A 22,931-nucleotide genomic window follows, 5' to 3' on the forward strand; every position below is an offset into this window, starting at 1 on the left:
TAGTGCGTGGCGGGGCCCGCGGGCAGTCCCCGTCCGCCGCCGGTGTGTCGTCCTGTGGGCGGGGCAGGTGACGCCCGGTCACGTCCGCGCAGGACACGGCGGAGCGCCGGGCGGACGGGGGGCACCGGGGTGCACCTCTGCCGTCCGCCCGGCGCCGCCGGGTTCGGGGTTCGGGTCGCAGGGAGGGCATGGGGGTCGGTCAGGCGGTCTGCTCCAGGTCGCGGGCCCGGTCCAGCCAGTCGGCGAAGAGCGCGGTGTCGACGTCGTCCGCGGTGCGGAGCCTGACCGAGGCCATGGCCCGCGCGCCGGGGGCGAGCCGGCCGGACGGGTCGGCGATCTCCTGGCCGCGCCAGAAGCCGAGGGTGAGGTAGCTGCTGTACGACTTGACGAAGCAGACCGGGTTCTTGCCGGGGGCGGCACCGAGGCTCCACACCGGGTGGCCGTGCCAGACGGCGCCGGCGCCGGGCAGGGCGGCCTCGACGAGCGGCAGGAGCCGGTCGGCGATCTCGCGCTGGGCGGCGGGGAGGGTGTCGAGGTACTGCGGCACGGTGGTGGTGGCGGGCATGTCGATCGTCCTTCGAACGTGAGTGGCGCTTCGGTGGATGGTTCGGCGACGGTCGGTCAGATGAGGCGCAGGTGGAGGGCGGCGACGGCCGACACCTGGAGCATCGCGGCGATCGCGCCGACGGCAAGGGTCAGCGAGCCGGCCGGGCCCCCGGTCATGGCCCAGATGTTGCCGAGCAGCAGCGCGGTGGCGGCGGCGCGGGAGGCGAGGGCGTGGCCGCGGCGGCCGGCGCGGGCGAAGTGGCGGCCCAGGACGTAGCAGGCGGCGATCAGCGCGGCGAACGAGATCGTGCCCGCCAGCAGGTGTCCGACGGCGTGCCAACTCAGGCTCGCCGGCACGCCGTCGGGTGTGCCGATGGGGAATCCGTCGGCCGGGTCCATCACAAGGGCTCCGGCGGCGACCATGCCGAGGCCGTAGGTGCGGACGAGCCGGGGCGCCCAGCGGCCGCCGGGCGTGCCGGCGAGGACGCGGCGCAGTCCGGCCGCCCCGGCGACGGTCAGCGCGCCGGCGAGCAGGAAGTCCGCGATCTGCAGCCAGCCGAGGGAGCCGTTGCTCAGTGCGCTGAGCGGGTGGCGGGTCAGGTCGAAGCCCTGCCGGGTGGCGGCCTGGGTCAGCGCGACCGCCGCCCAGAGCGGCCCGGCGACCGCACCGCAGACCAGCAGCGTGCGGGTGCCCGCCGGGGCGGCGGAGGCGGTACGGGCAGGGGTGGTACGGGCAGGGGCGGTACGGGCGTGAGCGGTGGTCATGGCGGCTTCTCCGGTCTGTGGCGCTGCGGCTGTTGGGTGTTCTGCCACCACGTCGAACGGCTTATGTGACAGGGAATGCCTGCCGTTCCCTGTCACATCTCCTCGTTCGACGTGGTGGCAGAACAGAACCGCGGTGCCACGGAGCGCCACCCGAAGGAGAGATCCCATGCGTTTCCTGATGACCACCAAGCCGACCGACGCCGCCCCCGACGAGAAGCTCTTCGCGGAGATGGGCGCCTTCATCGAGGAGCTGACCGCGGCCGGCGTGCTGCTGGCGACCGGCGGCCTGGAGCCCGGCGGGGTGCGACTGGTCTCCGCCGGCGACGAGATCACCGTCACCGACGGGCCGTACGCCGAGGCGAAGGAGGCCGTCGCCGGCTTCGCCCTGGTCGAGGTCCGCTCCAAGGAGGAGGCGATCGAGCTGGCCCGCCGCTTCCGCCGGATCGTCGGCGACGGCGAGAGCATCGTCCAGCAGGTCTTCGGCGGCTGACCGGCGTCCCGGGGATCCGACCACGGCTCACCCGCCCCGCCCCGGTTTGCGAACCGGCCGGGGCGGGTGCTCTCATCGTGGCCGTGCCCGATGTCCATCGCACGATCGACGCGGTCTGGAAACTCGAGTCGGCGAAGATCATCGCCGCGCTCACCCGGCTCGTGCACGACGTCGGCCTCGCCGAGGAGCTCGCCCAGGACGCCCTGGTCGCCGCCCTCGAACAGTGGCCGGCCGAGGGCGTCCCCGACAACCCCGGCGCCTGGCTGACCTCCGTCGCCAAGCGCCGCGCCGTCGACCGGATCCGCCGCTCCGAGCGGCTGGAGCGCCGGCACGAGCAACTCGCCCACGAGCTGCGGCGGTCGGGCGAGACCGAACGGGCGGACGAGCAGGACGACCTGCTGCGCCTGATGTTCGTCTCCTGCCACCCCGTGCTGCCGACCGAGGCCCGGGTCGCGCTGACCCTCCGTCTGCTCGGCGGACTGACCGCCGCGGAGATCGCCCGCGCCTTCCTCGTCCCGGAACCGGTGGTGGCGCAGCGCATCGCGGCTGCCAAGCGGACCCTGGCCGAGCGGCAGGTGCCGTTCGAGCTGCCGCCCGGCGAGGAACTCGCCGCCCGGCTCTCCTCGGTGCTGGAGGTCGTCTACCTGGTCTTCAACGAGGGGTACTCGGCGACCAGCGGGGACGACCTGATGCGGCCCGGGCTCTGCCTGGAGGCGCTCCGGCTCGGCCGGCTGCTCGCCGCGGCCGTCCCGCACGCGGCCGAGGTGCACGGGCTCGTCGCGCTGATGGAGATCCAGGCCTCGCGCTCGGCCGCGCGGACCGGGCCGTCCGGCGAGCCCGTCCAGCTGCACGAGCAGAACCGCGGCCGCTGGGACCCGCTGCTGATCCGCCGCGGCTTCGCCGCGATGCTCCGCGCCCGCGAGTGCGGCGGCCCGCCCGGCCCGTACGTGCTGCAGGCGGCGATCGCGGTCTGCCACGCCCAGGCCCGCACCGCGGAGGCCACCGACTGGGCGCAGATCGCGACGCTGTACGCGGCCCTGGAACGGCTGCTGCCGACCCCGGTCGTCCGGCTCAACCGGGCCGTCGCGGTCGGCAAGGCCCACGGGCCGCAGGCCGGGCTCGACCTCGCCGACGAGCTGACCGCCGACCCCGCGCTGCGCGACTACCACCTGCTGCCCAGCGTCCGCGGGGACCTGCTGGAGCGGCTCGGCCGCACCGAGGACGCCCGCCTGGAGTTCCGGCGGGCCGCCGCGCTCACCCGCAACGCTGCCGAACGCGCCTTCCTCGACCGCCGCGCCGCCGCCCTCGCGACGGCCGGCCCGCCCACCGCGGTCCTCGGCGCCACCGCGCGGGAGTTCCTCGACCGGGAGGACCTGGACGGGGCGACCGTCCGCTCGTACGGGCAGACCCTGCGGCGGCTGCGGCTCGCCCTCGGCGACGAACTGCCGCTGGGCTCGCTCACCGCGGACCAGGTCGCGCAGGTCTTCACCACCGCCTGGGGCGAGGCCGCGCCGCGCACCTGGAACCGGCACCGCGCCGCCGTCCGTTCCTTCGCCGCCTGGGCCGGGCTGGACGACCCGGCGGCCGGGCTCGACCGGCGCCCCGAACCGCCCGGCCGCACCCCGGCGATCGGCCCGGACCGGCTGGAGCGGCTCTGGGAGCTGCCGGGGCCCACGGTGCGCGAGCGCACCCTGTGGCGGATGCTCCACGAGTCCGGCGCCCCGGTGCGGGCCGTCCTGTCGCTGAACGTCGAGGACCTCGACCTGGACGACCGCAGGGCCCGCACCGGCGACACCTGGATCGCCTGGCGCTCCGCCACGGCCCGGCTCCTCCCCGGCCTGCTGGCCGGACGCACCCGCGGCCCGCTCTTCCTCACCGACCGCCGCCCCGGCCCCGCCCGCACCCCCGCCCCGGCCGACCTCTGCCCGGACACCGGCCGCGCCCGGCTCTCCTACGAACGTGCCGAGCACCTCTTCAAGCAGGCCACCCGTCCGCTCGATCCGGACGGCGAGGGCTGGACCCTGCGCATGCTCAAGCCGCGCCGCTGACGTCCGCACCCGATGCGATCGGGCACAGGATGTCGGGTCCGGCAGGTTGGGCGCTGCCTAGCGTGGTGGTCGTCAAGAGGAAGGAGACCGGGCGTGCTGGAGCGGCTGAACCAGGCCATGGAGTACATCGAGCGCCATCTCGACCAGGACATCGAGGTGGCAGAGCTGGCGCGCATCGCGGCCACCTCGGAGTACCATCTGCGGCGGATGTTCTCCGCGCTCGCGGGCATGCCGCTGTCGGAGTACGTCCGGCGCCGTCGGCTCACCGTCGCGGGCGCCGAGGTGCTGGCGAGGCGTGACACGCTGCTGGAGATCGCGGTGCGCTACGGCTACGGCTCCGGCGAGGCGTTCGCGCGGGCGTTCCGCGCCGTGCACGGCACCGGACCGGGCGAGGCCCGACGGACCGGCGCCGCTCTCAGCTCCCAGCCCCGGATGGCCTTCCGACTCACCGTCGAAGGGAGCAGCAGTATGCGATACCGCATCGTGGCCAAGCCGGACTTCACCGTCGTCGGCCTCAAGGCCCGGGTGCCGCTGGTGCATTCGGGGCAGAACGGGGCGATCGTCGACTTCGTCCGCGGGATCGACCCGCGGACGCTGGAGCGCCTGGAGAAGCTGTCGGACCAGGAGCCGCACGGCATCGTCGCGGTCTGCGACGACCTGGACCCGAGTCGCGCCGACGGCACCGAACTCGACTACTACCAGGGCGTGATCACGTCGATGGCGGCGCCCGAGGGCACGACTGCCCTGGCCGTCCCCGCCGGTGCCTGGGCGGTCTTCACCACCTCCGGGCCGGCGCCGCAGGCCATCCAGGACCTCTGGCGGGACGTGTTCACCGAGTGGTTCCCCTCGAACCCGTACCGCAGCCGGACCGGGCCCGAGATCCTGCGCGTCCGCCCGTCGCCGGACGGGACCGAGGCCGACGCCGAGCTGTGGCTCCCGGTGGAGCCCGAGCGCGGGTGAGCCTCGTCCGGTGAGCCGCCGTGTCCTGTGACAGGCGATCTGGACCGACTGCCGTCGAAGTCGGGCCGGGAGTCGTTCGTGACAGCGAAGTCGGACCGCCGCAGGTCAGGTCCCGGGGCGGATCGGCGTCGGCTGCCCGACCAGGGACAGCGATGCGCAAACGCAGCCGGAGGCCGATCCTGAGTCACCGTTCGCAGTGGACTTCTTCGCGTACCCGCTCAGATCGGTCAACGGCGCACCCGATAGCGCAGGTGAAGCACCCGGTTGCCCTGAATCACCACGTCAGGATCCTCCAGCAGGTGCTGCGCGTGGACCGACCCGAAGTAGCGCTTGCCGGACCCGAACACGACGGGTACGACGTCCATGCGCACCTCGTCGATCAGGCCCGCGGCGAGCACCTGGCCACCGACGTCGCCGGCGGCGACCTCGACCGTGCGGTCACCCGCAAGCTCCTGCGCCTCGGCCACGGCTGCCTCGACGCCGTCGACGAAGTGAAACGGCGCCTCGGGGTCCCAGCCCTCGGGCTCCGGCCGGTGCGTCACGACGACCACGTGGTCGATCCCGCCCGGCGGCTGCCCGTCCCAGCCGTCCGTCAGGTCGAAGACGTGGCGGCCGACGATCGTGACTCCGATCTGGTCCCAGTACGGCCGGGTGTAGTCGTAGGACGTCTGCGACACCTTCAGCTCGCCGCTCTCGTCCAACGGGACGTCACCGCTGGACAACCAGTCGAACAGCGGTCCGGGCTGGTCATTCTCGTCCGCGACGAAGCCGTCCACCGACACCGAGCCGTACATGACCACCTTGCCCACGGGGCTCTCCTCTGCTTCGGGGTGCCCCAAATTAGCGTGTCAAGAGCTGTCGCTCTTCCCACTGCCCCTTATGGGCTCACCTTGGCTTGACCCCTGGTAGGCCACAGTCCCGGGACCTGACATTCGGCGGTCCGACTTCGCTGTCACGAACGACTCCCGGTCCGACTTCGATGGCAGTCGGTCCAGGTCGCCTGTCACGGGACACGCCGGTCGGGCTGTCGGAAACCGTTGACGAGCGACAGTCACCGATATATCGTCGAGTTATCGAGATGCTTCGGGGGAAGCATCACGGACGAAAGGTGGTGCGCATCATGCGCGAAGGAAGGCGAAATCGAGGAGGACGCCGCCGCGGGCCGGTGCCCGGCGAAGGGATGCCGGGCGAGGGCTTCGAAAGGCGGTTCGCGTTCGGGCCGTTCGGTCCGCCCGGGGTGCCGCCCGGCGGCCCGGGAGTGCCGGGGCCCGGTCCGTTCGGGCACGGCTTCGGCGGGCCGGGGCCCTTCCCCGGCCACGGCGGGCACGGCCGTGGCGGCCGCGGCCCGCGGGGCGGCGGCTGGGGCCGCGGTCCGGGCCGCCGCGGCGGCCGGGCCCGCCGCGGGGACGTCCGTGCCTCGCTGCTCGCGCTGCTCAAGGAGCGGCCGATGCACGGCTACGAGATGATCACCGAGATCGGCGAGCGCACCGGCGGTGCGTGGCGGCCCAGCCCGGGCTCGGTCTACCCGACCCTCCAGCTGCTGGAGGAGGAGGGGCTGATCGTGGCTCAGGAGTCCTCGGGCAAGAAGCTGTTCGAGCTGACCGAGGCCGGCCGGGCCGAGGCCGACGCGGGGGAGGAGTCCCCGTGGGAGGAGGCCGGCCGCGGCGTCGACTGGGAGGCGATCCAGGAGGTCGGTGCGGCGATCGGCGCCGTCGACCACGCGATCCGCCAGGTCATGCTGACCGGCACGGAGGAGCAGCGGGCCAAGGGCCTCGCCGTCCTCAACGAGGCCAAGCGCAAGCTGTACCTGATCCTCGCCGACGAGCAGGTCTGACCGGCCGAGGGGTCGGTCGGCAGGCCCCGTCGCGGCATCCGCCGCGGCGGGGCCGCGGCGTTCCGGGCGTGCGGGCGGGCATGTGTGCCGGCGTGTGTGCCAGGGGGGTTCAGGCCTCGGTGTCGTACTCGTAGCGCCAGCGCCAGCCCTTGGTGCCGAACACCTTCGTCCGCCGGTAGACCAGTGTCACGGCGGGCAGTCCGTCCTGCGCGGGGACGGGCACGCGGTAGACCTTGGGGATCGTCCAGAAGCTGCCCAGCATGATCGGCAGGACCCTGCCGTCCAGGGGCCCGCCGACGAATTCGGTCTCCGCGCTCTTCACGTCCTCCAGGGTACGCGGGGTCTCCCGGCGCCTCTCGGGGTGTGCCGGGGCACCGGCCGGCGGGCGCCGCGTGCAGGTCCGGCAGGGGCGATGTGGAGCCGATGTGACCGGCGCAGCACCGCCCCTGGTCATTTCGGGGCCGTGCGCACCCTTATCCTGCTACGTACGCCTCCGGGTTCGGCCCGGGTCCGCGGGCCCGCACGGGCCGGTCGAGGCGCGTGCATTCGCGCCCGTCCGCCGAGTCGTATCTTCTCGAACTCCGTATCGTGCCCCGGGCGTTGGCCGTCCCGGTGATCCCGGCCGCGGCTGCGGCGGACGCGATGGACGGATGCCCCGGGAAGCAGCGGGCGTTCGCCGTTGTTGCGTCGGACGGTGCGTCGTTCGCCGTGCCGCACCAGGCACGGCAGGTCACGGCAGAGCGGAAGGGGCCCGATGGAAGCCAGCAGCAGGTGGACGACCTGGTGGCGGCGTGAGCGGCGGCAGGACCGTCCGGTCACGGGTGGGGAGGCGGCTGCGAGGCTGGATCTGCTGCTGGGCGCGGTGCGCGCCGGGTTCCCGTTGGCGCCCGCGGCGCATCCGGCGGGCCACCGGTGTTCCTGCGACCGCGTGGGGTGTCCGGCGCCGGCCCAGCACCCCGTCTCCTTCGCCTGGCAGACCCAGGCGACCACCGACGCCGAGCAGCTGGCCCGCTGGCTCGCCCGCGATCCCCAGGCCAACTTCGTCACCGCCACCGGCCGCGTCCACGACGTGCTGGACGTTCCCGCCGAGGCGGGCCGTCTGGCCCTGGAGCGCCTGGAGGAGCGCGGCGTGCGCGGCCCGGTCGCCGCGGTCGGCGACGACCGCTACCTCTTCTTCACCGCCACCCGCGGCACCCCCGCCGACGAGGACGAGTGGTGGACGAGCGCCCTCGACTCCACCCCGGACACCATGTCCGAGCACCCCGGCCTGCGCTGGCACTGCCGCGGCTCGTACACGCTGCTGCCGCCGGCCGCGCTGCCGGACGGCTCCGAGGTCCGCTGGCTGCGCGGCCCCGACCAGCCGCTGCCGGACCCGCTGCGGGTGCTGGACGTGCTCACCGACGCCTGCACCGAGGTCGGCGCGGTCGCCGAGGAGCAGTGGCTGATCGGGTGAGCGGGTGACCGGACGGTCCCCGGGCTGTGAACTCGCCGCCCGCGGACGCCGGTTCGGCCTGACCGGCTACTCGTCCGGGCCGCTCCGCCCGGCCGCCTCCTCCGCCTCCAGGCGGGCCTCCACGGCGCGCAGGGCGGCGTACTCGGCCTCGTCGACCGCCTCCAGCGCGAAGTCGACGGCCTCCAGCGCGTAGCGCTCGGCGTACTCGGCCTCCCGCCGGGTGGCGCCGGCATCGTGCCGGGCCTCGCGTTCCGACACGCGGTCCCGTGCCGCACCCACATGCCGGTGCCAGCTCTCGCGCAGATGGTGCCAGGCCGAGCCAGGCCGCTCCTCCGCGCCGCCCGCCTCCCGCGCCGGCCCGGCACGCCGGGCGGCGTCCTCCGTCACCCGTACGAGTGCCTCCCGCACCTGGGTACGGGACTGCCGCCGCACGGCCTCCACGTGCTGTGCCGCTTCCGCGGCCCGCTTCGAGACCCGTTCGAGCCCCTGCGCCTCGTCCATCGACCACACCTCGCCGTCGGCCGGTCACTCCGCCCTCCAGCCTGCGACCGCACCGCGCCGGACGCCTGCGGGCGGCTCCGTCCGGTGGCCCGGTGGCCGCGGGAGCGGGTCCTCAGGGGACGTAGACGACGGTGACCGTGACCACCGGGGTGGGCGGCGGCACCGGTGGGGGTACGGAGGGCGGCACCGTCGGGGGCGTGGTGCGGCTGCGCGACGGGGTGGGCGAGGGCGCCGTCCGGGACGGCGTCGGCGACACCGGGGGCGCGGGCGTGGTGGGAGTCGCGGGGGGTCTCGTCGGCGGTGCGGTGGTGGGTTCCGCGCTGGTCGGTGCGGGGACGGCGGCGGCCGGCACCAGCGGGCGGTCGGGCAGGGCGGCCGCGGCGGCGGCCAGCGCGAGGGCCAGCACGGCGGCTCCGGCGACCGCGGCCGCGGCGGCACGCGGCGCGAGGCGGCGGCGCGGCGGGGGGACGGACACCACCGGTTCCGGGGCCGGGTTCGGGGTCGGGGTCGGCCCGCCCGTCCACAGCAGCAGGGCGGGGACCAGGACCGGGCGGTGCCAGTCCCGGACGGCGGCGAGCTCGGCGCGGGCCGCACCGCACTGCGCGCAGCAGGGGAGGTGGCGGGCGAGTTCGTCCTGCGGGGCGGTGTCGCGCCGAACGGCGTCGCCCAGCCGGGCGACCAGCTGGCGGCAGGCCCGGGCGGGGACCCGTGCCGCGTACACCCGCAGGTAGGTGTCGAGGAACGCGACCCGGGCGGGCAGGGCGGGTGGCCGGTGGTCGGCGTCCCGGCCGAGGCCGCGCCACAGTTCCTCCTGGAGGGACCCGGGCAGCCGGTCGAAGGCCTGCAGCAGCGGCGTGTCCTGTTCGACGGCGGCCAGCGCGCCGGCGAAGCCGCGTCCCGGGTGGCGGGCGGCCGCCTCGCGCAGCCAGGCCCGGAAGCCTTCCGACAGGTCGGCCTGTCGGCCGTCGTCGGCCCACCGGGCGGCCGTCCGGCGGAGCGCGGACACCGTGCGGGGCCGCCAGGCCTCGCCGGGGTAGGCCCCAGGATGGAGCGTGCGGAGGGCCAGGGCGGCGGCCTCGTCCACCAGCTGCCGGGCGCTCCGCTCGTCGCGGCAGCACAGGCGGGCGTAGCCGAGCACGGCGGCGCGGTGGCCGAGGACGGCGCTGCCGGCCGGGCGCGCGGTGGGGTGGATCGGTCTGTCCATGGGTGTGTTCGTCCGAGGGGCTGGGGCGGTCCGGGGATGCGTCGGGGTGGGCGGCCGTACCGGTCGGGGGCCCGGTACGGCCGCCAGAGGGCGGAGCGGGGGTGGGGGTCAGCCGGTGGGCGTGGCCGGGACGGGGTCGGTGAACCGTACGGTGCCGCCGTCGACGGTCACGCCCACGGGGTGGCCCTCGACCGGGAACATGCAGCCCTGGGTCTCGCTGCAGGCGGCGTAGCCGACCAGGACGGTCGCCGTCCCCGCCTGGGCCCGCCGCACCGGCAGGGTCACGGTGACCGGCCCGTCGGGGTAGACCGGCACCGGGGCGAGGCCGCCGGGCAGCTGGAGCCGGTGCACCGGGCGATCGGCTGCGGGCCGCCCGGCCTCCGCCAGGCCGCCGCGCAGCCGCAGCGAGGTGGGCCGCCCGACGCCGTCGATCCCGTCGGGCGGCAGGTCCAGGCTGTAGAGGTGGTAGCCCGCCTTGGCGGGGGTGAACACGGCGGTCAGCGTGCCCGCCGAGCCGTCCCACCCGCGGAGGGCGACGTCGACCGTCACGCCGTTCTCGGTGAACCGCGCCGAGGAGGGGGCCGGGACGGCGGCCGGGGCCGGCCGGGTGTCGGGCGCGCAGCCCGCGGCCGGGCCGACCGCCAGCCCGGCCGCCAGCGCGGCGGCCCAGGGACGCAGGGGCCGCCGCGGCCGACGTGCCGTCACTTCGCCCACTGGCGGAGGAAGCCGTCGAAGCCGGTCTCGGTCAGCTTCGGCAGGCCCGTCTGCTGGGTGTCGGTGACGACCTTGTTCTGGGCGTCGACGACGATGAGCACGGGGGTGGCGAAGCCGTTCGAGTGGTCGTAGCGGCTGAGGATCGCCATGTTGGTGCGGCTGTTCGCCAGGTCGATCTTCACCACGTGGTACGAGGCGTCCAGCGTGCTGCGGATCCGGCTCTTGCCGAACAGGCCGTCGACGGCCCGGCACACCCCGCACTCGTTGGTGCCGAAGTCGAGCAGGACGCGCCGGCCGTCGCCCTTCGCCTGGGCGAGGGCCGCGTCGATCTCCTTCTGGGCGTTCGCGGTCGCGCTGTAGCCGGCCAGCGAGACGGGCGCCTTGGTGGTCTTGGCGGGCGCCGTCGTCGTGGCAGGACGGGCGGGGGTGCTGGGCGCGGCGCTCACCGTGCTCGGGCTCGCGGTGGCGGCGGTCGGGGTCGGCAGCGGTGCCGGCGGCTCAAGGGCGGCGGTGCTGCTCGCGGGTGCGGCGGCGACCGCCGTCCCTCCGCCGGAGTCCGTCGGTCCGCAGGCGGCCAGCGAGGCAGCGGCGGTCAGCGCGGCGAGGACGGCTCCGAGGTATCGGCGGTCGAGGCTCATGGACGTTGCTCCCGGGGCGGGTGCCGCCCGGGCACCCCGGGGGAGGGCGGGGCGGGCGGCGTGAGGGTGGGTCGTGCTCCTTGCCCTGGGAGATCCGCCGCGGGGCCGCGGATAACGGAAATCCGCAGCCCCGTCCGCCCGGCCCGGCTACGGCAGGGTGAGGATCTCCGCGCCGTCCGCGGTGACCACCAGGGTGTGCTCGAACTGGGCGGTCCGCTTGCGGTCCCCGGTGACGACCGTCCAGCCGTCCTCCCAGATGTCGTAGTCGTAGGTGCCCAGGGTCAGCATCGGCTCGATGGTGAAGGTCATGCCGGGCTTGATCACCTCGGTGGCCCGCTCGCTGTCGTAGTGCGGGACGATCAGGCCGGAGTGGAACGAGGTGTTGATGCCGTGGCCGGTGAAGTCCCGGACGACGCCGTAGCCGAAGCGCTTGGCGTAGGACTCGATGACCCGGCCGATCACATTGATCTGACGGCCCGGCCGGACCGCCTTGATCGCCCGGTTGAGCGCCTCCCGGGTGCGCTCGACGAGCAGCTTGGACTCCTCGTCGACGTTGCCGCACAGGTAGGTCGCGTTGAGGTCGCCGTGCACGCCGTGGATGTAGGCGGTGGCGTCGATGTTGACGATGTCGCCGTCCTGAAGGACCGTCGAGTCCGGGATGCCGTGGCAGATCACCTCGTTGATCGAGGTGCAGATCGACTTGGGGAAGCCGCGGTAGCCGAGGTCGGACGGGTAGGCGCCGTGGTCGCACATGTACGCGTGGGCGACCGCGTCCAGCTCGTCGGTGGTGACGCCGGGCGCGATGAGCTTGGCCGCCTCCTCCATCGCCCGGGCGGCGATCCCGCCGGCGATCCGCATCTTCTCGACCGTCTCGGCGCTCTGCACCTCGGGGCCGGTGTACGGCGCGGGCGCGGGCCTGCCCACGTACTCCGGGCGCGCGATGTGCGAGGGAACCTTGCGGGTGGGGGACAGGGTGCCGGGTACGAGAGCCATGCCGCGAGTCTATCCGCCGGGCCTGCGGCGGCCCGGCCGTGCGTGCGGGCGCCGGACCGGCGGCGCGCCGTGTGTACGCGGGCGGCATCGGGAAAGGATCACCCCAGGACGACGAACCGAACAGGAGCAGCTCTCATGCCCATGGGATTCGGCCGCAAGCCCACCGGGAAGCCGGGCGAGTGGTTCTACTGCATCAAGCACGGCAAGGTCGAGGAGGGCCCGGAGTGCCCCGCCAAGGACCGGCTCGGGCCGTACGCCACCCCGGGCGAGGCCGCCGCGGCGTTGGAGATCGCAGCGGAGCGCAACCGGGAGTGGCAGAACGACCCGCGCTGGCACGACGGCCCGCCCAAGGGCGGCGACGAGGACTGAGCCGCCGTCAGGCCGCCGGCACCGGCTCCCGCCCGCCGGCGTCGCGGCCCTCGGCTCCGCGGCCCTCGGCGGCGGCCCGCACGGCCGCCGCGTTCGGGTCCGTCCGGTCGTCGTAGGCGAGCAGGCTCGGCAGCGCCACGGCCAGCACGGCGACGCCGAGCACACAGGCCGCGCCGCCGCTCCAGATCGCGCCCCGCACCCCGATCAGCCCGGCCGCGCCGCCGACCCGGACCTGGCCGAGCTGCGGGCCCACCGAGTAGCTGAGCAGCTCCACCCCGGCGAGCCGGCCGCGCAGCCCGTCGGGGATCGACTGGTTCCACATGGTGGAGCGGGCGATGCCGCTGATCTGGTCGGCGCCGCCGGCCGCGGCCAGGCACAGCAGCACCAGCCAGACGTCGCCGACCAGGCCGGCCAGCGTCATCGCGGCGCCCCAGCCGAGCGCGGCGAGGACGAGCATCCGGCCGTGCCGGTGGATCCGGGAGGTCCAGCCGCTGGTCCCGGAGACGGCCAGCGCACCGGCCGCGGAGGCGCCGTACAGCAGGCCGAGCGCCCAGCCGGCGTCCAACTCGGCGGCCAGGAACGGGAAGATCGCCACCGGGTAGGCGAACAGCATCGCGCAGACGTCGATCGCGTAGGTGCCGAGCAAGTCCTTGCGGCTCCACGCGTACCGGACACCGGTGGCGATCGTCCGCAGCGAGGGGCGCTCGGCGCCGGACGCCGGCGGCACCGCGCGGATCCGGGCGAGCAGCAGCAGCGAGAGGGCGAAGCTGACGACGTCCAGCGCGTACGCGGTCTGCACCCCGGCGACCGCCACCACGACGCCCGCGAGCGCCGGACCGGCCACCGAACCGACGTTCCGGTACAGCGAGTTCAGTGCGAAGGCGGCGGTCAGCTGCTCGTGCGGCACGATCCGCGGGGTCAGCGAGTCCAGGGCCGGCCGCTGCAGCCCGTCCACCGCGGCGACCAGCGCCGCCACCGCGTAGATCGGCCACAGCAGCGGCTGCGGCAGCAGCGCGTTGACCAGCAGCAGGGCGCTCAGCACGCCGAGGCCGCCCTCGGCGAGCAGCACCAGCCGGCGGCGGTCCAGCGCGTCCGCGAGCGCCCCGCCCCACAGGCCGAAGACCACCAGCGGCACCAGCTCGAAGGCGCCGACCAGGCCCACCTGGAAGGAGGAGCCGGTGAGGTCCTTCACCTGCAGCGGCACCGCCACGTAGGTGAGGAAACTGCCCAGGCTGCTCACGCAGCCCGAACTCCAGAGCAGCCGGAAGTCCCGCGAGCTGCGCCACGGCGCGGTGTCCGGGAGCAGTCCGCGTACGGCGGTGCGCAGCCGGGTCGGCGGCGCCGGCGCTGGTTGGGAGGTCACGGTCGGCCATCCTCGGTCGGCCCGGGAGGCCCGGGCAACCGATTTACCGGCCGTACACCACCGATCGGGACGGCGGGATCACCAGCGCAGCACCGGCGGGGCGACCATGCGCTCGGCGAGGTCGGCCAGCCGGCTGCGCAGCCCCCGGGCGGGCGGCACCGAGGCGGCCGCGCCGACCAGGTGCTGCACCAGGTCGAACGGGCCCTCGCCGGCCACCGGCACCGCGAGCCGCTCGTGGGCGAGCGCGCCCAGCTCGGCGTCGCCCGCGTCCAGCGCCAGCACGGTCGCCCCGCCGCGGCGGGCGTCCTCGACCCGCTCCAGCAGGCCCTCGCCCGGCGCGTGCGGCGCCACCACCAGCACCGTGGCACCGCGCGGCGCCGCGCCGAGCCGCCGCAGCCCGTGCGCCAGGTGCGCCGGCGCCGAGGCCGGGACCTCGTGCCGCACCAGTACGGGGGCCAGCGCGCCGATCCCGGAGAATGCCGCCTCCTCGTCCAGGTGTGCGGCCAGGTGCCACGGCTCGTACTGCTCGGTGCCGACCAGCAGCAGGCCCGCCGCGGCGCGCCGGGTGACCGATCGGTGCAGGGCCCCGCCGAAGGCCCGGGTGACGTCCAGCAGGCCGGTGCCCGCCAAGGTCGCGCTCAGTGCGGAAAGTCTCACCGCGTCCATGCGGCACAGCATGGAGGAGCGGCCCGGCCTTTGGCAGGATCTTGTCCATGACGCAACCCGAATCGGTGAATCCCGCCGCCGCGGCGGCCCCCGCTCCGCTCGACGTGTCCTCGCTCGTCGTGGGTGTCCTCGGCGGCACCGGCGACCAGGGCCGCGGCCTCGCCTACCGGCTGGCCAAGGCCGGGCAGCCGGTCGTCATCGGCTCCCGGACGGCCGAGCGCGCCGAAGCCGCCGCCGAGGAGATCGGCCTCGGTGTACGCGGCGCCGACAACGCGGCCTGCGCCCGGGAGAGCGACGTGGTGATCGTCGCCGTGCCCTGGGACGGCCACGCCGCCACCCTCGCCGCCCTGCGCGAGGAACTCGCCGGCAAGATCGTCGTGGACTGCGTCAACCCGCTCGGCTTCGACAAGCAGGGCGCCTACGCGCTCAAGCCCGAGGAGGGCAGCGCCGCCCAGCAGGCCGCCGCCCTGCTGCCGGACTCCCGGGTGACCGCGGCCTTCCACCACCTGTCGGCCGTGCTGCTGCAGGACACCTCGATCGAGGAGATCGACACCGACGTGATGGTGCTGGGCGAGGACCGCGCCGCCACCGACACCGTGCAGGCGCTCGCCGAGCGGATCCCCGGCATGCGCGGCATCTTCGCCGGACGGCTGCGCAACGCCCACCAGGTCGAGTCGCTGGTCGCCAACCTGATCTCGGTGAACCGGCGCTACAAGGCGCACGCCGGCCTGCGGATCACCGACGTCTGACCCGGACGCGCCGGACGCGCCGGTCGCCACCGGCCCCCTCGCCCCGGCGCGGGGGCCGGTCGGTGACAATGGGGTGCCCACTGCCGCCGGCCCGTACCGGGGGCGCCCCGACCCGGGAGAGTTCCACCATGCCCCGCAACGCCCTGCTCGCCTCGCTCGTCCTCGTGCTCGCGGTGACGGCCGCCGTCGTCTCGTTCGTGGAGGGCAACTGGTTCGGCGTGATCTGGGTGCTGATGGCCGGCGTCGCCTCGAACATGGCCTGGTACTACATCCGCAAGGACCGCCAGGAGCGTGCCGCGGCCGTCGCCCGGGGCGAGCAGCAGCCGTAGCGCCCCTCGGGCGTGCTCACTCCCAGAAGCGGAACAGGAACTGCCCGACCACCGGGTAGGCCTGGGAGACGCCGAACAGGTCGGTGATCGCGAAGACCAGCTGGGAGAACCAGTGGCTGGCCGCGGTCTGCCAGAAGATCACGAACACCGCGAGCATCCCGTACGGCGCGAACGGCTCGATCGCCCGGCGGGTCTTCAGCGACAGCCAGGGCTCGACGATGCCGTAGCCGTCCAGCCCCGGCACCGGCAGCAGGTTCAGCAGTGCCGCGCTGACCTGCAGGAACGCCAGGAAGCCGAGGGCCGCGGGGAAGGCCGAGACGATCAGCTCCCGGCCGTCCAGCACCGCCGGGTGCGCCGGGTCGTCGAACGCCCCGGAGCTCACCAGCACCAGCAGGCCGATGCCGATCACCACGTTCACCAGCGGGCCGGCCGCCGAGATCAGGCTGTGCTTGAGCCGCCCGTTGATCCGGTGCCGCTCGATGTAGACCGCGCCGCCGGGCAGGCCGATCCCGCCCATGATCACGAAGATCACCGGCAGCACGAAGCTCAGCAGCGCGTGCGCGTACTTGAACGGGTTCAGCGTCAGGTAGCCCTTGGCGCCGATCGTGATGTCCCCGCTGTGCAGCGCGGTGCGCGCGTGCGCGTACTCGTGCAGGCAGAGCGAGACCATCCAGCCCGCGACCACGAACAGGAACACCCCGAAGCGGGGATTGCCGAAGCCGCTCACCACCGCCCACGCGGAGGTGACCAGGGTCGCGAGCAGCACCCAGAAGACCGGGCTGATCCGGCTCTCCTCGCTGCGGCGCTGCGTGGTGGCGAAGGTCATGGTGCGGAGCTCCGTGGATGGCCGGGGACGGGCAGGGACCGATCATGCCGCGCTGCTCTCCACCGCGACAAGCTGCCACCGAAGAACGCGCCGTACCCGCCCACGGTTCCACCGGCCCGCATATATGTGCGCCCGCCGCGCGGCCCGTCGACCAGAATGGGGCCGTGCACTACGGCATCCTCGGCACCACCACGGCCCACCACGACGACGGCACCCCCGTCCCGCTCGGCGGGGCGAGGCTGCGCGCCCTGCTGGCCGCGCTGGCCCTGCGCCAGGGCCGGCCCGTCCCGGCCGACCTGCTGGTGGACGAGGTCTGGGGCGACGAACCCCCGCAGGACGGCTCCGCCGCACTGCAGACCCTGGTCGGCCGGCTGCGCCGCACCATCGGCCGCGACGAGATCGGCTCCGGCCCGGCCGGCTACTGGCTGACCGCCCGCCGCACCGACGCCGACGACTTCCGGCGGCTCGCCGCCGACGGCCGCCGGGCCCTCGCCGCCGGGGACCACGAGGAGGCCGCCGACCGGCTGCGCAGCGCCCTCGCCCTGTGGCGCGGCCCCGCCCTCGCCGACCTGCCGGACCGGGCCGGCCCGGCCGTCCGCCTGGAGGCGCAGCGCGAGGAGGCCCACCGGCACCGGATCACCGCCGACCTCGCCCTCGGCAACACCGCCGACCTCACCGCCGAACTCGCCGAACTCTGCGAGCTGCACCCGCTGGACGAGCAGCTGCACGCCCTCGCGATCCGCGCACTGCGCGCCGAGGGCCGCACCGCCGAGGCGCTGCAGCGCTACGAGCGCACCCGCCGCATCCTGGCCGACCGGCTCGGCACCGACCCCGGCCCGGAGCTGCGCGCCCTGCACGCCGAACTGCTCGCCCCCGCCCCCGCGCGGCCCGCCCCGGCAGTCGCCGCCGCAGCCGCACCGGCCGCCGCGCCGCCGACCGCCGCAGCGCCGGTGCCGCGCCCGGCCGCCCCCACGGGCAACCTCCGCCCCCGACTCACCAGCTTCGTCGGCCGCGACGGCGACCTCGGCACCCTGGGCCGCGCCCTGACGGCGGGTCGGCTGACCACCCTCACCGGCCCGGGCGGCTCCGGCAAGACCCGGCTCTCGCTGGAGGCCGGCCGCGCCGCCCAGCGCGGCGGCTCCTGGCCGGACGGCGTCTGGATGGTCGAACTCGCCCCGCTGGAGGACGCGCTGGCAGTCCCCGGCGCGGTCGCCGCCGCGCTCGGCCTGCGCGAGACGGTGCTGCACACCGGCGGCGCGGTCGCCGAGGTGATGGACACCCGCCGCGGTGACCCCGTCCGCCGGCTGGTCGAGCACTGCGCCCCGCGCCGGATGCTGCTCGTCCTCGACAACTGCGAGCACCTGGTGCAGGCCGCCGCCGAGCTCGCCGACCGGCTGCTCGCCGAATGCCCCGAGCTCACCGTCCTCGCCACCAGCCGCGAGCCGCTCGGCGTGCCCGGCGAGGCCGTGCTGCCGGTCGAGCCGCTGCCCGACCCGGCCGCCCTGCGGCTGCTCGCCGAGCGCGGCGCCGCCGCCCGGCCCGGCTTCGACCCGGCCGAGGACCCGGAGGCCTGCGCCGAGATCTGCCGCCGCCTCGACGGCCTGCCGCTCGCCATCGAGCTGGCCGCCGCCCGGCTGCGCGGCCTCACCCCACGTCAGCTCGCCGACCGCCTCGACGGCCGGTTCGCCCTGCTCACCGCCGGCTCCCGCACCCTGCTGCCCCGCCAGCAGACCCTGCGCGCCGTCGTCGACTGGAGCTGGGACCTGCTCGGCGAGCGCGAACGCGCCGTGCTGCGCCGACTCGCCGTCTTCGCCGGCGGCTGCACCCTGGAGGCCGCCGAGCAGGTCGCCGCCGACGGCGCCGAGGTCCGCCGCGAGGACGTCGCCGAGCTGCTGCTCTCCCTGGTCGACAAGTCCCTGGTGATCGCCGACCTGGAGGGCGGGCCGCGCTACGGGATGCTGGAGACCATCCACGAGTACGCCGCCGAGAAGCTCGCCGAGGCCGGCGGCGACGGCGCCGCCCTGCGGCACGTCCGCTGCTACCGCGAGCTCGTCCGGATCGCCGACCTCCGCATGCACGGCCCGGAGCAGATCGACCAGCTGGGCCTGCTCGACCGGGAGCAGGAGAACATCCGGGCCGCGCTGCGCACCGCCGTCGAGTTCGGCGACGAGCAGGAGTTGCTCGTCCTGGTGCTCGGCATGAGCTGGTTCTGGTCGCTGCGGGACAACCGGCGGGAGGCCGGCGAGTGGTACGACGCGGTCTGCGCGCTCGGCCCCGACGCCTACGCCGACGACGCGCCGCGGCCGGTGCCGCTGGAGGTCGGCCCGCTGGACGCGCCGCCGCCGCTGCCGCAGGAGATGCTGGACGAGGCCCGCCGGCAGGTCCAACTCCACCGGCTGGTCGACCTGTTCACCGGCAACATGGCGGCGCTCGGCGACCCGGGCGCGATCGAACTCGCGAACCGGGTGCTGGCCACCTACACCCCGGACCTGCCGCAGTCCTACCGGTTCCCGGCACTGCTGCGGGTGTTCGCGGTTTTCCTCTCCGGCGAGATGGACCGGATGCGCGAGACGATGGACGAGGCCGTCGACGGCTGCCGCCGCCACGGCCGACCGCTGGACCTCGCCTTCGCCCTGCAACTGCGGGCCCGGCTGCTCAACGACTGGGTCGGCGGCCTGGACCAGGCGATCGCCGACAGCGCCGAGGCGCTGGAGATCTTCACCGGGCTCGGCAACCGCTGGGGCATGTCCGAGGCGCTCTCCGCGCAGGCCGAGAACGCCGCCAAACTGGGCGAGGGCCTGCGGGCCGCCGAGGCCTACCGGCAGGCCATCGACATCGCCGCCGAACTCGGCGCCTGGCAGGAGGTGCCGCTGCTGGAGGTCCGGCTCGGCGAGGCGCTGTTCGAGTTCGACGAGGCGGACGGCGAGCGGCGGATCCGGGAGGCCCTGGCGTCCGTCCGGACGGCCAACCACGCGGCCGACGGCACGATGCTCTACGGCCGGCTGGTGCTCTGCAACATCCACACCCAGCGCGGCGAGTACGCCCAGGCGCTGGCGGAGCTCGACCGGCTGGTGATGAACAACCTGGTGTTCGGGCCGATCGTGCCGGGCGTGTTCGTCGGCATCGTCGGCTGCATCCGCGGCTGGGTCGTCGCCCGGGCCGGCGACGCGCCGCGCGGCCTGGAACTGCTCGCCGATGGCCGCCGGGCGATGAAGGGCGTGCCCGGCGGGGCGACCGCATTCGCCGAGCACATGGCGGTGATGCTGCTGCTGCCGGCCACCGGCATCGTGGTGGCGCTCGCCGAGCAGCAGGACGACCCGCGGCCGGCGGCCCGCCGGGCGGCCGTGCTGCTCGGCGCCCACGACGCCCTGCACGGCAGCCGCGGCTCCCACATGGAGCGCCGGGAACGCGACCGCATGGCGGCGGTGCTGACCGGCATGCTGGGCGCCGAGGTGTACGGGGCCGAGTACGCCGAGGGCGGCCGCCTCACCCTCTCGGAGGCGGCCGCCCTGATGGACGACCCCGGTGCGTTCTGACACCGGGCCGGCGTTCTGATGCCGGGTCCGGCCGGCGTGTCGTCAGGTCCGCTTGCGGAAGCGGGCGACGGCCAGCGGCGCGGTGATCGCGGTGATCGCCACCGACCAGACCAGCACGATCGTCACCGAGTGGGTGAGCGGCCCGCCGTTGATCAGGCTGCGGCAGGCGTCGGCCAGCGCGGAGAGCGGGTTGTACTCGGTGAAGGCCTGCAGCCAGCCCGGCATGGTGCTGGTCGGCGCGAAGATCGAGCTGCCGAACTGCAGCGGCATGATGACCAGCATGCTGACGCCCTGCACGGCCTGGGCGCTGCGCAGCGACATGCCGAGCAGCATGGAGATCCAGACGATCGACATGCCGAACAGCAGGGAGAGCCCCACCGCGGCCAGCAGCTGCAGGAAGCCGGTCTTGATCTCCAGCCCGAGGATCATCGAGAAGCCGATGAGGATGGTGAAGGAGACCAGGCCGCGGCAGGTCTCGGCGACGATCTTGGAGAGCAGTACCGCGGCCCGGCCGATCGGCAGGGTCCGGAAGCGGTCCATCACGCCGGTCTGGAAGTCGCTGTTCAGACCGGTGCCGACGGCCATCGCCAGGTTGAGGCCGGTGGTGCCGAGCAGGCCCGGGATCATGTACTGGATGTAGTCGTGCTGGCTGCCGGAGACGGCTCCGCCGAAGACGTAGACGAACAGCACGGTGAAGATGATCGGGATCAGCACCGCGTCGAGCATCGACTCCGGGTCGGCCTTGATCCGCATCAGGTTACGGCGGGTCAGCGCGCCGACGTGGCGCAGGTGTCCGGCGAAGCCGATCCGCGGGTCGTCCGGGTGGGCCTGGGCGGGGGTGAGGGTGGCGGCGGTCATGCCACGGGCTCCTTGTCGAGGATCGGGGCGGCGGGGGCGGACGGCTTGCCGGTGATGGCGAGGAAGACCTCGTCCAGGCTGGGGAGCTGGGTGTCGATGCCCGCGACGGCGAAGCCGCGGGTGCCGAGCACGCCGATCACGGAGGTGAGCTGGTCGTCGCCGGTGAGCTGGACGGAGAGCAGGCCGGTGTCGGCGGAGAAGGTGGCGGCGACCCCGGCCTCGTGCAGGCAGCGGGCCATCTCGGGCAGTTCGGCCGGGTGCTGCGGGCGGACCTGCAGGGTCTGGCCGCCGACCTGGGTCTTGAGCTCCTCGATGCCGCCGGCGGCGATCACCCGGCCACGGTCGATCACGGTGAGCTCGTGGGCGAGCTGCTCCGCCTCCTCCATGTACTGGGTGGTGAGCAGCACGGTGGAGCCCTCGGCGACCATCCGCTGGACCTCGTCCCAGACCTCGTTGCGGGTGCGCGGGTCGAGGCCGGTGGTCGGCTCGTCCAGGTAGAGCACCTTGGGCCGGCCGATCATCGAGGCGGCGAGGTCGAGGCGGCGCCGCATGCCGCCGGAGTAGGTCTTGGCGGGTCGCTTGGCGGCGTCGGTGAGCGAGAAGCGCTCCAGCAGCTCGGCGGCGCGGGCCTTGGCCTCCTTGCCGGGGAGGTCGAGCAGCCGGCCGATCAGGTAGAGGTTCTCGTAGCCGGAGAGCAGCTCGTCCACCGAGGCGTACTGGCCGGTGAGGCCGATGGTGCGGCGCAACTGCTTGGGCTGGCGCAGCACGTCGTAGCCGCCGACGAACGCGGTGCCGGCGTCCGGCTTGACGAGCGTGGAGAGGATCCGGACGAGGGTGGTCTTGCCGGCGCCGTTCGGGCCGAGCAGGCCGAGGACGGTGCCCTCGCGGACGGTGAGGTCGACGCCGTCGAGCGCCCTGGTGGCGCCGAAGGTCTTGACGATGCCGCGGACCTCCACGGCGTTGCTGCGGGGCCCCCGGTCGTTCGGGGCGGTGGCGATCGATGTCATGCCCTCAGGCTGCCGGGGCCCGCTGTCGCCGCTCTGTCGTCCGGCTGTCAGCCCGCGGCGGCCGCTGTCACGCCGCCGTCGGCGCGCCGTCGGGGCCCCGGTACGCCGACGGCGCGCCCGCCGCGGGGGCGGGCGCGCCGTGGCGCCGCGTCGGCCGGAGCCGGGGTCAGCTGAAGCTGTGCTCGGGCGCCGGGAAGGTGCCCGCGGTGACCTCGGCGGCGAACTCGCGGGCGGCGTCGCCGAGAACGGCCCGCAGGTTGGCGTACTGCTTGACGAACTTCGGCACCCGGCCGGCCGTCATGCCCGCCATGTCCGTCCAGACCAGCACCTGGGCGTCGGTGCCGACGCCCGCGCCGATGCCGACGGTCGGGATCGCCAGCTGCTCGGTGACCTGGGCGGCGAGCTCGGCGGGGACGGCCTCCAGCACGACCGAGAAGGCGCCGGCCTGCTGCACGGCCTTGGCGTCGCGCAGCAGTTGGTGGGCCGCCTCGTCGCCGCGGCCCTGGACGGGGTAGCCGCCGAAGGCGTGCACGGACTGCGGGGTGAGGCCGATGTGCGCCATCACCGGGATGCCGGCCTCGACCAGCAGCTCGATCGAGCGGGCGCTGCGCTCCCCGCCCTCCAGCTTGACGGCCCCGACACCCGCCTCCTTCATCAGGCGGGCGGCGTTGTGCATGGCCTGGGCGGGCGACTCCTGGTAGGAGCCGAAGGGCATGTCGCCGACGACCAGGGCCCGCTTGGTGCCGCGGACGACCGCCGCGGAGAGCATCACCATCTGGTCCATGGTCACCGGCACGGTGGTCTCGTAGCCGAGGTGGCAGTTGCCTGCCGAGTCACCGACGAGCAGCACCGGGATGCCCGCCTCGTCGAAGACACCGGCGGTCAGCGCGTCGTAGGCGGTCAGCATCGCCCAGCGCTCGCCGTGCTGCTTGGCCTTGGCCAGGTCGCGCACGGTCACGCGCCGGTTGGTGATGCCGCCGTAGAGCACGGTGCCTTCCTGCGCCGAGGCAGGCTGAAGCGGAGAAGCGTTCATCGAACAGGCTCCTGAAGGGTTGTCGTCTCGTGGCGCCGTACGGCGTCCC

At 74.8% G+C, this 22,931-nt stretch carries 24 protein-coding genes; 9 read left to right on the forward strand and 15 right to left on the reverse strand.

Annotation, left to right across the window (positions count from 1 at the left end):
- Window positions 1-199: 199 nt before the first annotated feature.
- Complete coding sequence (locus tag AB0P35_RS03580) at window positions 200-565, reverse strand: DUF1801 domain-containing protein (protein WP_363505950.1); 366 nt, start codon at window positions 563-565, stop codon at window positions 200-202.
- A gap of 56 nt (window positions 566-621) precedes the next feature.
- The gene (locus tag AB0P35_RS03585) at window positions 622-1,311 is read right to left on the reverse strand and encodes a DUF998 domain-containing protein (protein ID WP_363505953.1); all 690 of its coding nucleotides are present in this window, start codon (window positions 1,309-1,311) and stop codon (window positions 622-624) included.
- 166 nt (window positions 1,312-1,477) lie between these two features.
- Between AB0P35_RS03585 and AB0P35_RS03590 the strand changes: the two genes are divergently transcribed.
- The 3 genes from AB0P35_RS03590 (at window position 1,478) to AB0P35_RS03600 (ending at window position 4,809) form a co-directional block, all read left to right on the forward strand.
- Window positions 1,478-1,801 (forward strand): YciI family protein, encoded by a 324-nt coding sequence (locus AB0P35_RS03590; RefSeq protein ID WP_363505956.1) that lies wholly within the window; start codon window positions 1,478-1,480, stop codon window positions 1,799-1,801.
- Window positions 1,802-1,884: 83 nt separating this feature from the next.
- Complete coding sequence (locus tag AB0P35_RS03595) at window positions 1,885-3,849, forward strand: sigma-70 family RNA polymerase sigma factor (RefSeq protein ID WP_363505959.1); 1,965 nt, start codon at window positions 1,885-1,887, stop codon at window positions 3,847-3,849.
- A gap of 93 nt (window positions 3,850-3,942) precedes the next feature.
- Window positions 3,943-4,809, forward strand: coding sequence for an AraC family transcriptional regulator (locus AB0P35_RS03600; protein ID WP_363505962.1), 867 nt, complete (start codon window positions 3,943-3,945; stop codon window positions 4,807-4,809).
- A 227-nt stretch (window positions 4,810-5,036) separates the two neighbouring features.
- On the opposite strand, the gene AB0P35_RS03605 is transcribed toward AB0P35_RS03600, so the two are convergent.
- Complete coding sequence (locus tag AB0P35_RS03605; protein WP_363505965.1) at window positions 5,037-5,618, reverse strand: dihydrofolate reductase family protein; 582 nt, start codon at window positions 5,616-5,618, stop codon at window positions 5,037-5,039.
- Window positions 5,619-5,989: 371 nt separating this feature from the next.
- Between AB0P35_RS03605 and AB0P35_RS03610 the strand changes: the two genes are divergently transcribed.
- A complete protein-coding gene (locus AB0P35_RS03610; protein WP_363506332.1) occupies window positions 5,990-6,643 on the forward strand; it encodes a PadR family transcriptional regulator in 654 nt (217 codons plus the stop codon).
- A 109-nt stretch (window positions 6,644-6,752) separates the two neighbouring features.
- Here the strand turns inward: AB0P35_RS03610 and AB0P35_RS03615 are convergent, their stop codons facing one another.
- On the reverse strand, window positions 6,753-6,965 hold the full coding sequence (locus AB0P35_RS03615; protein ID WP_363505968.1) for a hypothetical protein: 213 nt from the start codon (window positions 6,963-6,965) through the stop codon (window positions 6,753-6,755).
- A gap of 432 nt (window positions 6,966-7,397) precedes the next feature.
- Between AB0P35_RS03615 and AB0P35_RS03620 the strand changes: the two genes are divergently transcribed.
- Window positions 7,398-8,096: a bifunctional DNA primase/polymerase gene (locus AB0P35_RS03620; RefSeq protein ID WP_363505971.1), complete on the forward strand. Its 699-nt coding sequence runs from the start codon at window positions 7,398-7,400 to the stop codon at window positions 8,094-8,096.
- A gap of 66 nt (window positions 8,097-8,162) precedes the next feature.
- Here AB0P35_RS03620 and AB0P35_RS03625 read toward each other — a convergent pair whose 3' ends face one another.
- From AB0P35_RS03625 to map, 5 genes are all read right to left on the reverse strand, one after another.
- Window positions 8,163-8,597 carry a hypothetical protein gene (locus AB0P35_RS03625; protein ID WP_363505974.1) on the reverse strand — a complete coding sequence of 145 codons (435 nt, stop codon included), beginning with the start codon at window positions 8,595-8,597 and terminating at the stop codon, window positions 8,163-8,165.
- Between the two features lie 112 nt (window positions 8,598-8,709).
- On the reverse strand, window positions 8,710-9,801 hold the full coding sequence (locus tag AB0P35_RS03630; RefSeq protein ID WP_363505977.1) for a hypothetical protein: 1,092 nt from the start codon (window positions 9,799-9,801) through the stop codon (window positions 8,710-8,712).
- 108 nt (window positions 9,802-9,909) lie between these two features.
- Window positions 9,910-10,506 carry a hypothetical protein gene (locus AB0P35_RS03635; protein WP_363505980.1) on the reverse strand — a complete coding sequence of 199 codons (597 nt, stop codon included), beginning with the start codon at window positions 10,504-10,506 and terminating at the stop codon, window positions 9,910-9,912.
- Window positions 10,503-11,153: a thioredoxin family protein gene (locus tag AB0P35_RS03640; RefSeq protein WP_363505983.1), complete on the reverse strand. Its 651-nt coding sequence runs from the start codon at window positions 11,151-11,153 to the stop codon at window positions 10,503-10,505. The genes AB0P35_RS03635 and AB0P35_RS03640 overlap by 4 nt, the downstream gene beginning before the upstream one ends.
- A gap of 147 nt (window positions 11,154-11,300) precedes the next feature.
- The gene (map, locus tag AB0P35_RS03645; protein ID WP_095877093.1) at window positions 11,301-12,146 is read right to left on the reverse strand and encodes a type I methionyl aminopeptidase; all 846 of its coding nucleotides are present in this window, start codon (window positions 12,144-12,146) and stop codon (window positions 11,301-11,303) included.
- Between the two features lie 135 nt (window positions 12,147-12,281).
- Here map and AB0P35_RS03650 point away from each other — a divergent pair, with 135 nt between their 5' ends.
- Entirely contained in the window at window positions 12,282-12,515 is a 234-nt protein-coding gene (locus AB0P35_RS03650; protein ID WP_095877092.1) for a hypothetical protein, read from the forward strand.
- A gap of 7 nt (window positions 12,516-12,522) precedes the next feature.
- Here the strand turns inward: AB0P35_RS03650 and AB0P35_RS03655 are convergent, their stop codons facing one another.
- The gene (locus tag AB0P35_RS03655; protein WP_363505987.1) at window positions 12,523-13,878 is read right to left on the reverse strand and encodes an MFS transporter; all 1,356 of its coding nucleotides are present in this window, start codon (window positions 13,876-13,878) and stop codon (window positions 12,523-12,525) included.
- Window positions 13,879-13,956: 78 nt separating this feature from the next.
- Window positions 13,957-14,544: a hypothetical protein gene (locus tag AB0P35_RS03660; RefSeq protein WP_363505990.1), complete on the reverse strand. Its 588-nt coding sequence runs from the start codon at window positions 14,542-14,544 to the stop codon at window positions 13,957-13,959.
- Between the two features lie 47 nt (window positions 14,545-14,591).
- Between AB0P35_RS03660 and npdG the strand changes: the two genes are divergently transcribed.
- Together npdG and AB0P35_RS03670 are read left to right on the forward strand one after the other, a co-directional pair.
- Window positions 14,592-15,293: an NADPH-dependent F420 reductase gene (npdG, locus tag AB0P35_RS03665; RefSeq protein WP_095877091.1), complete on the forward strand. Its 702-nt coding sequence runs from the start codon at window positions 14,592-14,594 to the stop codon at window positions 15,291-15,293.
- A 128-nt stretch (window positions 15,294-15,421) separates the two neighbouring features.
- Window positions 15,422-15,622, forward strand: coding sequence for a hypothetical protein (locus tag AB0P35_RS03670; protein WP_095877090.1), 201 nt, complete (start codon window positions 15,422-15,424; stop codon window positions 15,620-15,622).
- 16 nt (window positions 15,623-15,638) lie between these two features.
- Here AB0P35_RS03670 and AB0P35_RS03675 read toward each other — a convergent pair whose 3' ends face one another.
- A complete protein-coding gene (locus tag AB0P35_RS03675; protein WP_095877089.1) occupies window positions 15,639-16,448 on the reverse strand; it encodes a site-2 protease family protein in 810 nt (269 codons plus the stop codon).
- Between the two features lie 164 nt (window positions 16,449-16,612).
- Here AB0P35_RS03675 and AB0P35_RS03680 point away from each other — a divergent pair, with 164 nt between their 5' ends.
- Window positions 16,613-19,984: a BTAD domain-containing putative transcriptional regulator gene (locus tag AB0P35_RS03680; protein WP_363505995.1), complete on the forward strand. Its 3,372-nt coding sequence runs from the start codon at window positions 16,613-16,615 to the stop codon at window positions 19,982-19,984.
- Between the two features lie 42 nt (window positions 19,985-20,026).
- Here AB0P35_RS03680 and AB0P35_RS03685 read toward each other — a convergent pair whose 3' ends face one another.
- The 3 genes from AB0P35_RS03685 to panB form a co-directional block, all read right to left on the reverse strand.
- Window positions 20,027-20,842, reverse strand: coding sequence for an ABC transporter permease (locus AB0P35_RS03685; protein ID WP_095877087.1), 816 nt, complete (start codon window positions 20,840-20,842; stop codon window positions 20,027-20,029).
- On the reverse strand, window positions 20,839-21,849 hold the full coding sequence (locus AB0P35_RS03690; RefSeq protein WP_095877086.1) for an ATP-binding cassette domain-containing protein: 1,011 nt from the start codon (window positions 21,847-21,849) through the stop codon (window positions 20,839-20,841). The genes AB0P35_RS03685 and AB0P35_RS03690 overlap by 4 nt, the downstream gene beginning before the upstream one ends.
- Window positions 21,850-22,015: 166 nt before the next feature.
- Window positions 22,016-22,882: a 3-methyl-2-oxobutanoate hydroxymethyltransferase gene (gene panB / locus AB0P35_RS03695; RefSeq protein WP_095877085.1), complete on the reverse strand. Its 867-nt coding sequence runs from the start codon at window positions 22,880-22,882 to the stop codon at window positions 22,016-22,018.
- Between the last annotated feature and the right edge of the window lie 49 nt (window positions 22,883-22,931).

Origin of the sequence: Kitasatospora sp. NPDC085879 (assembly GCF_040686255.1) — a bacterium.
In the GTDB taxonomy this organism is placed as follows: domain Bacteria; phylum Actinomycetota; class Actinomycetes; order Streptomycetales; family Streptomycetaceae; genus Kitasatospora.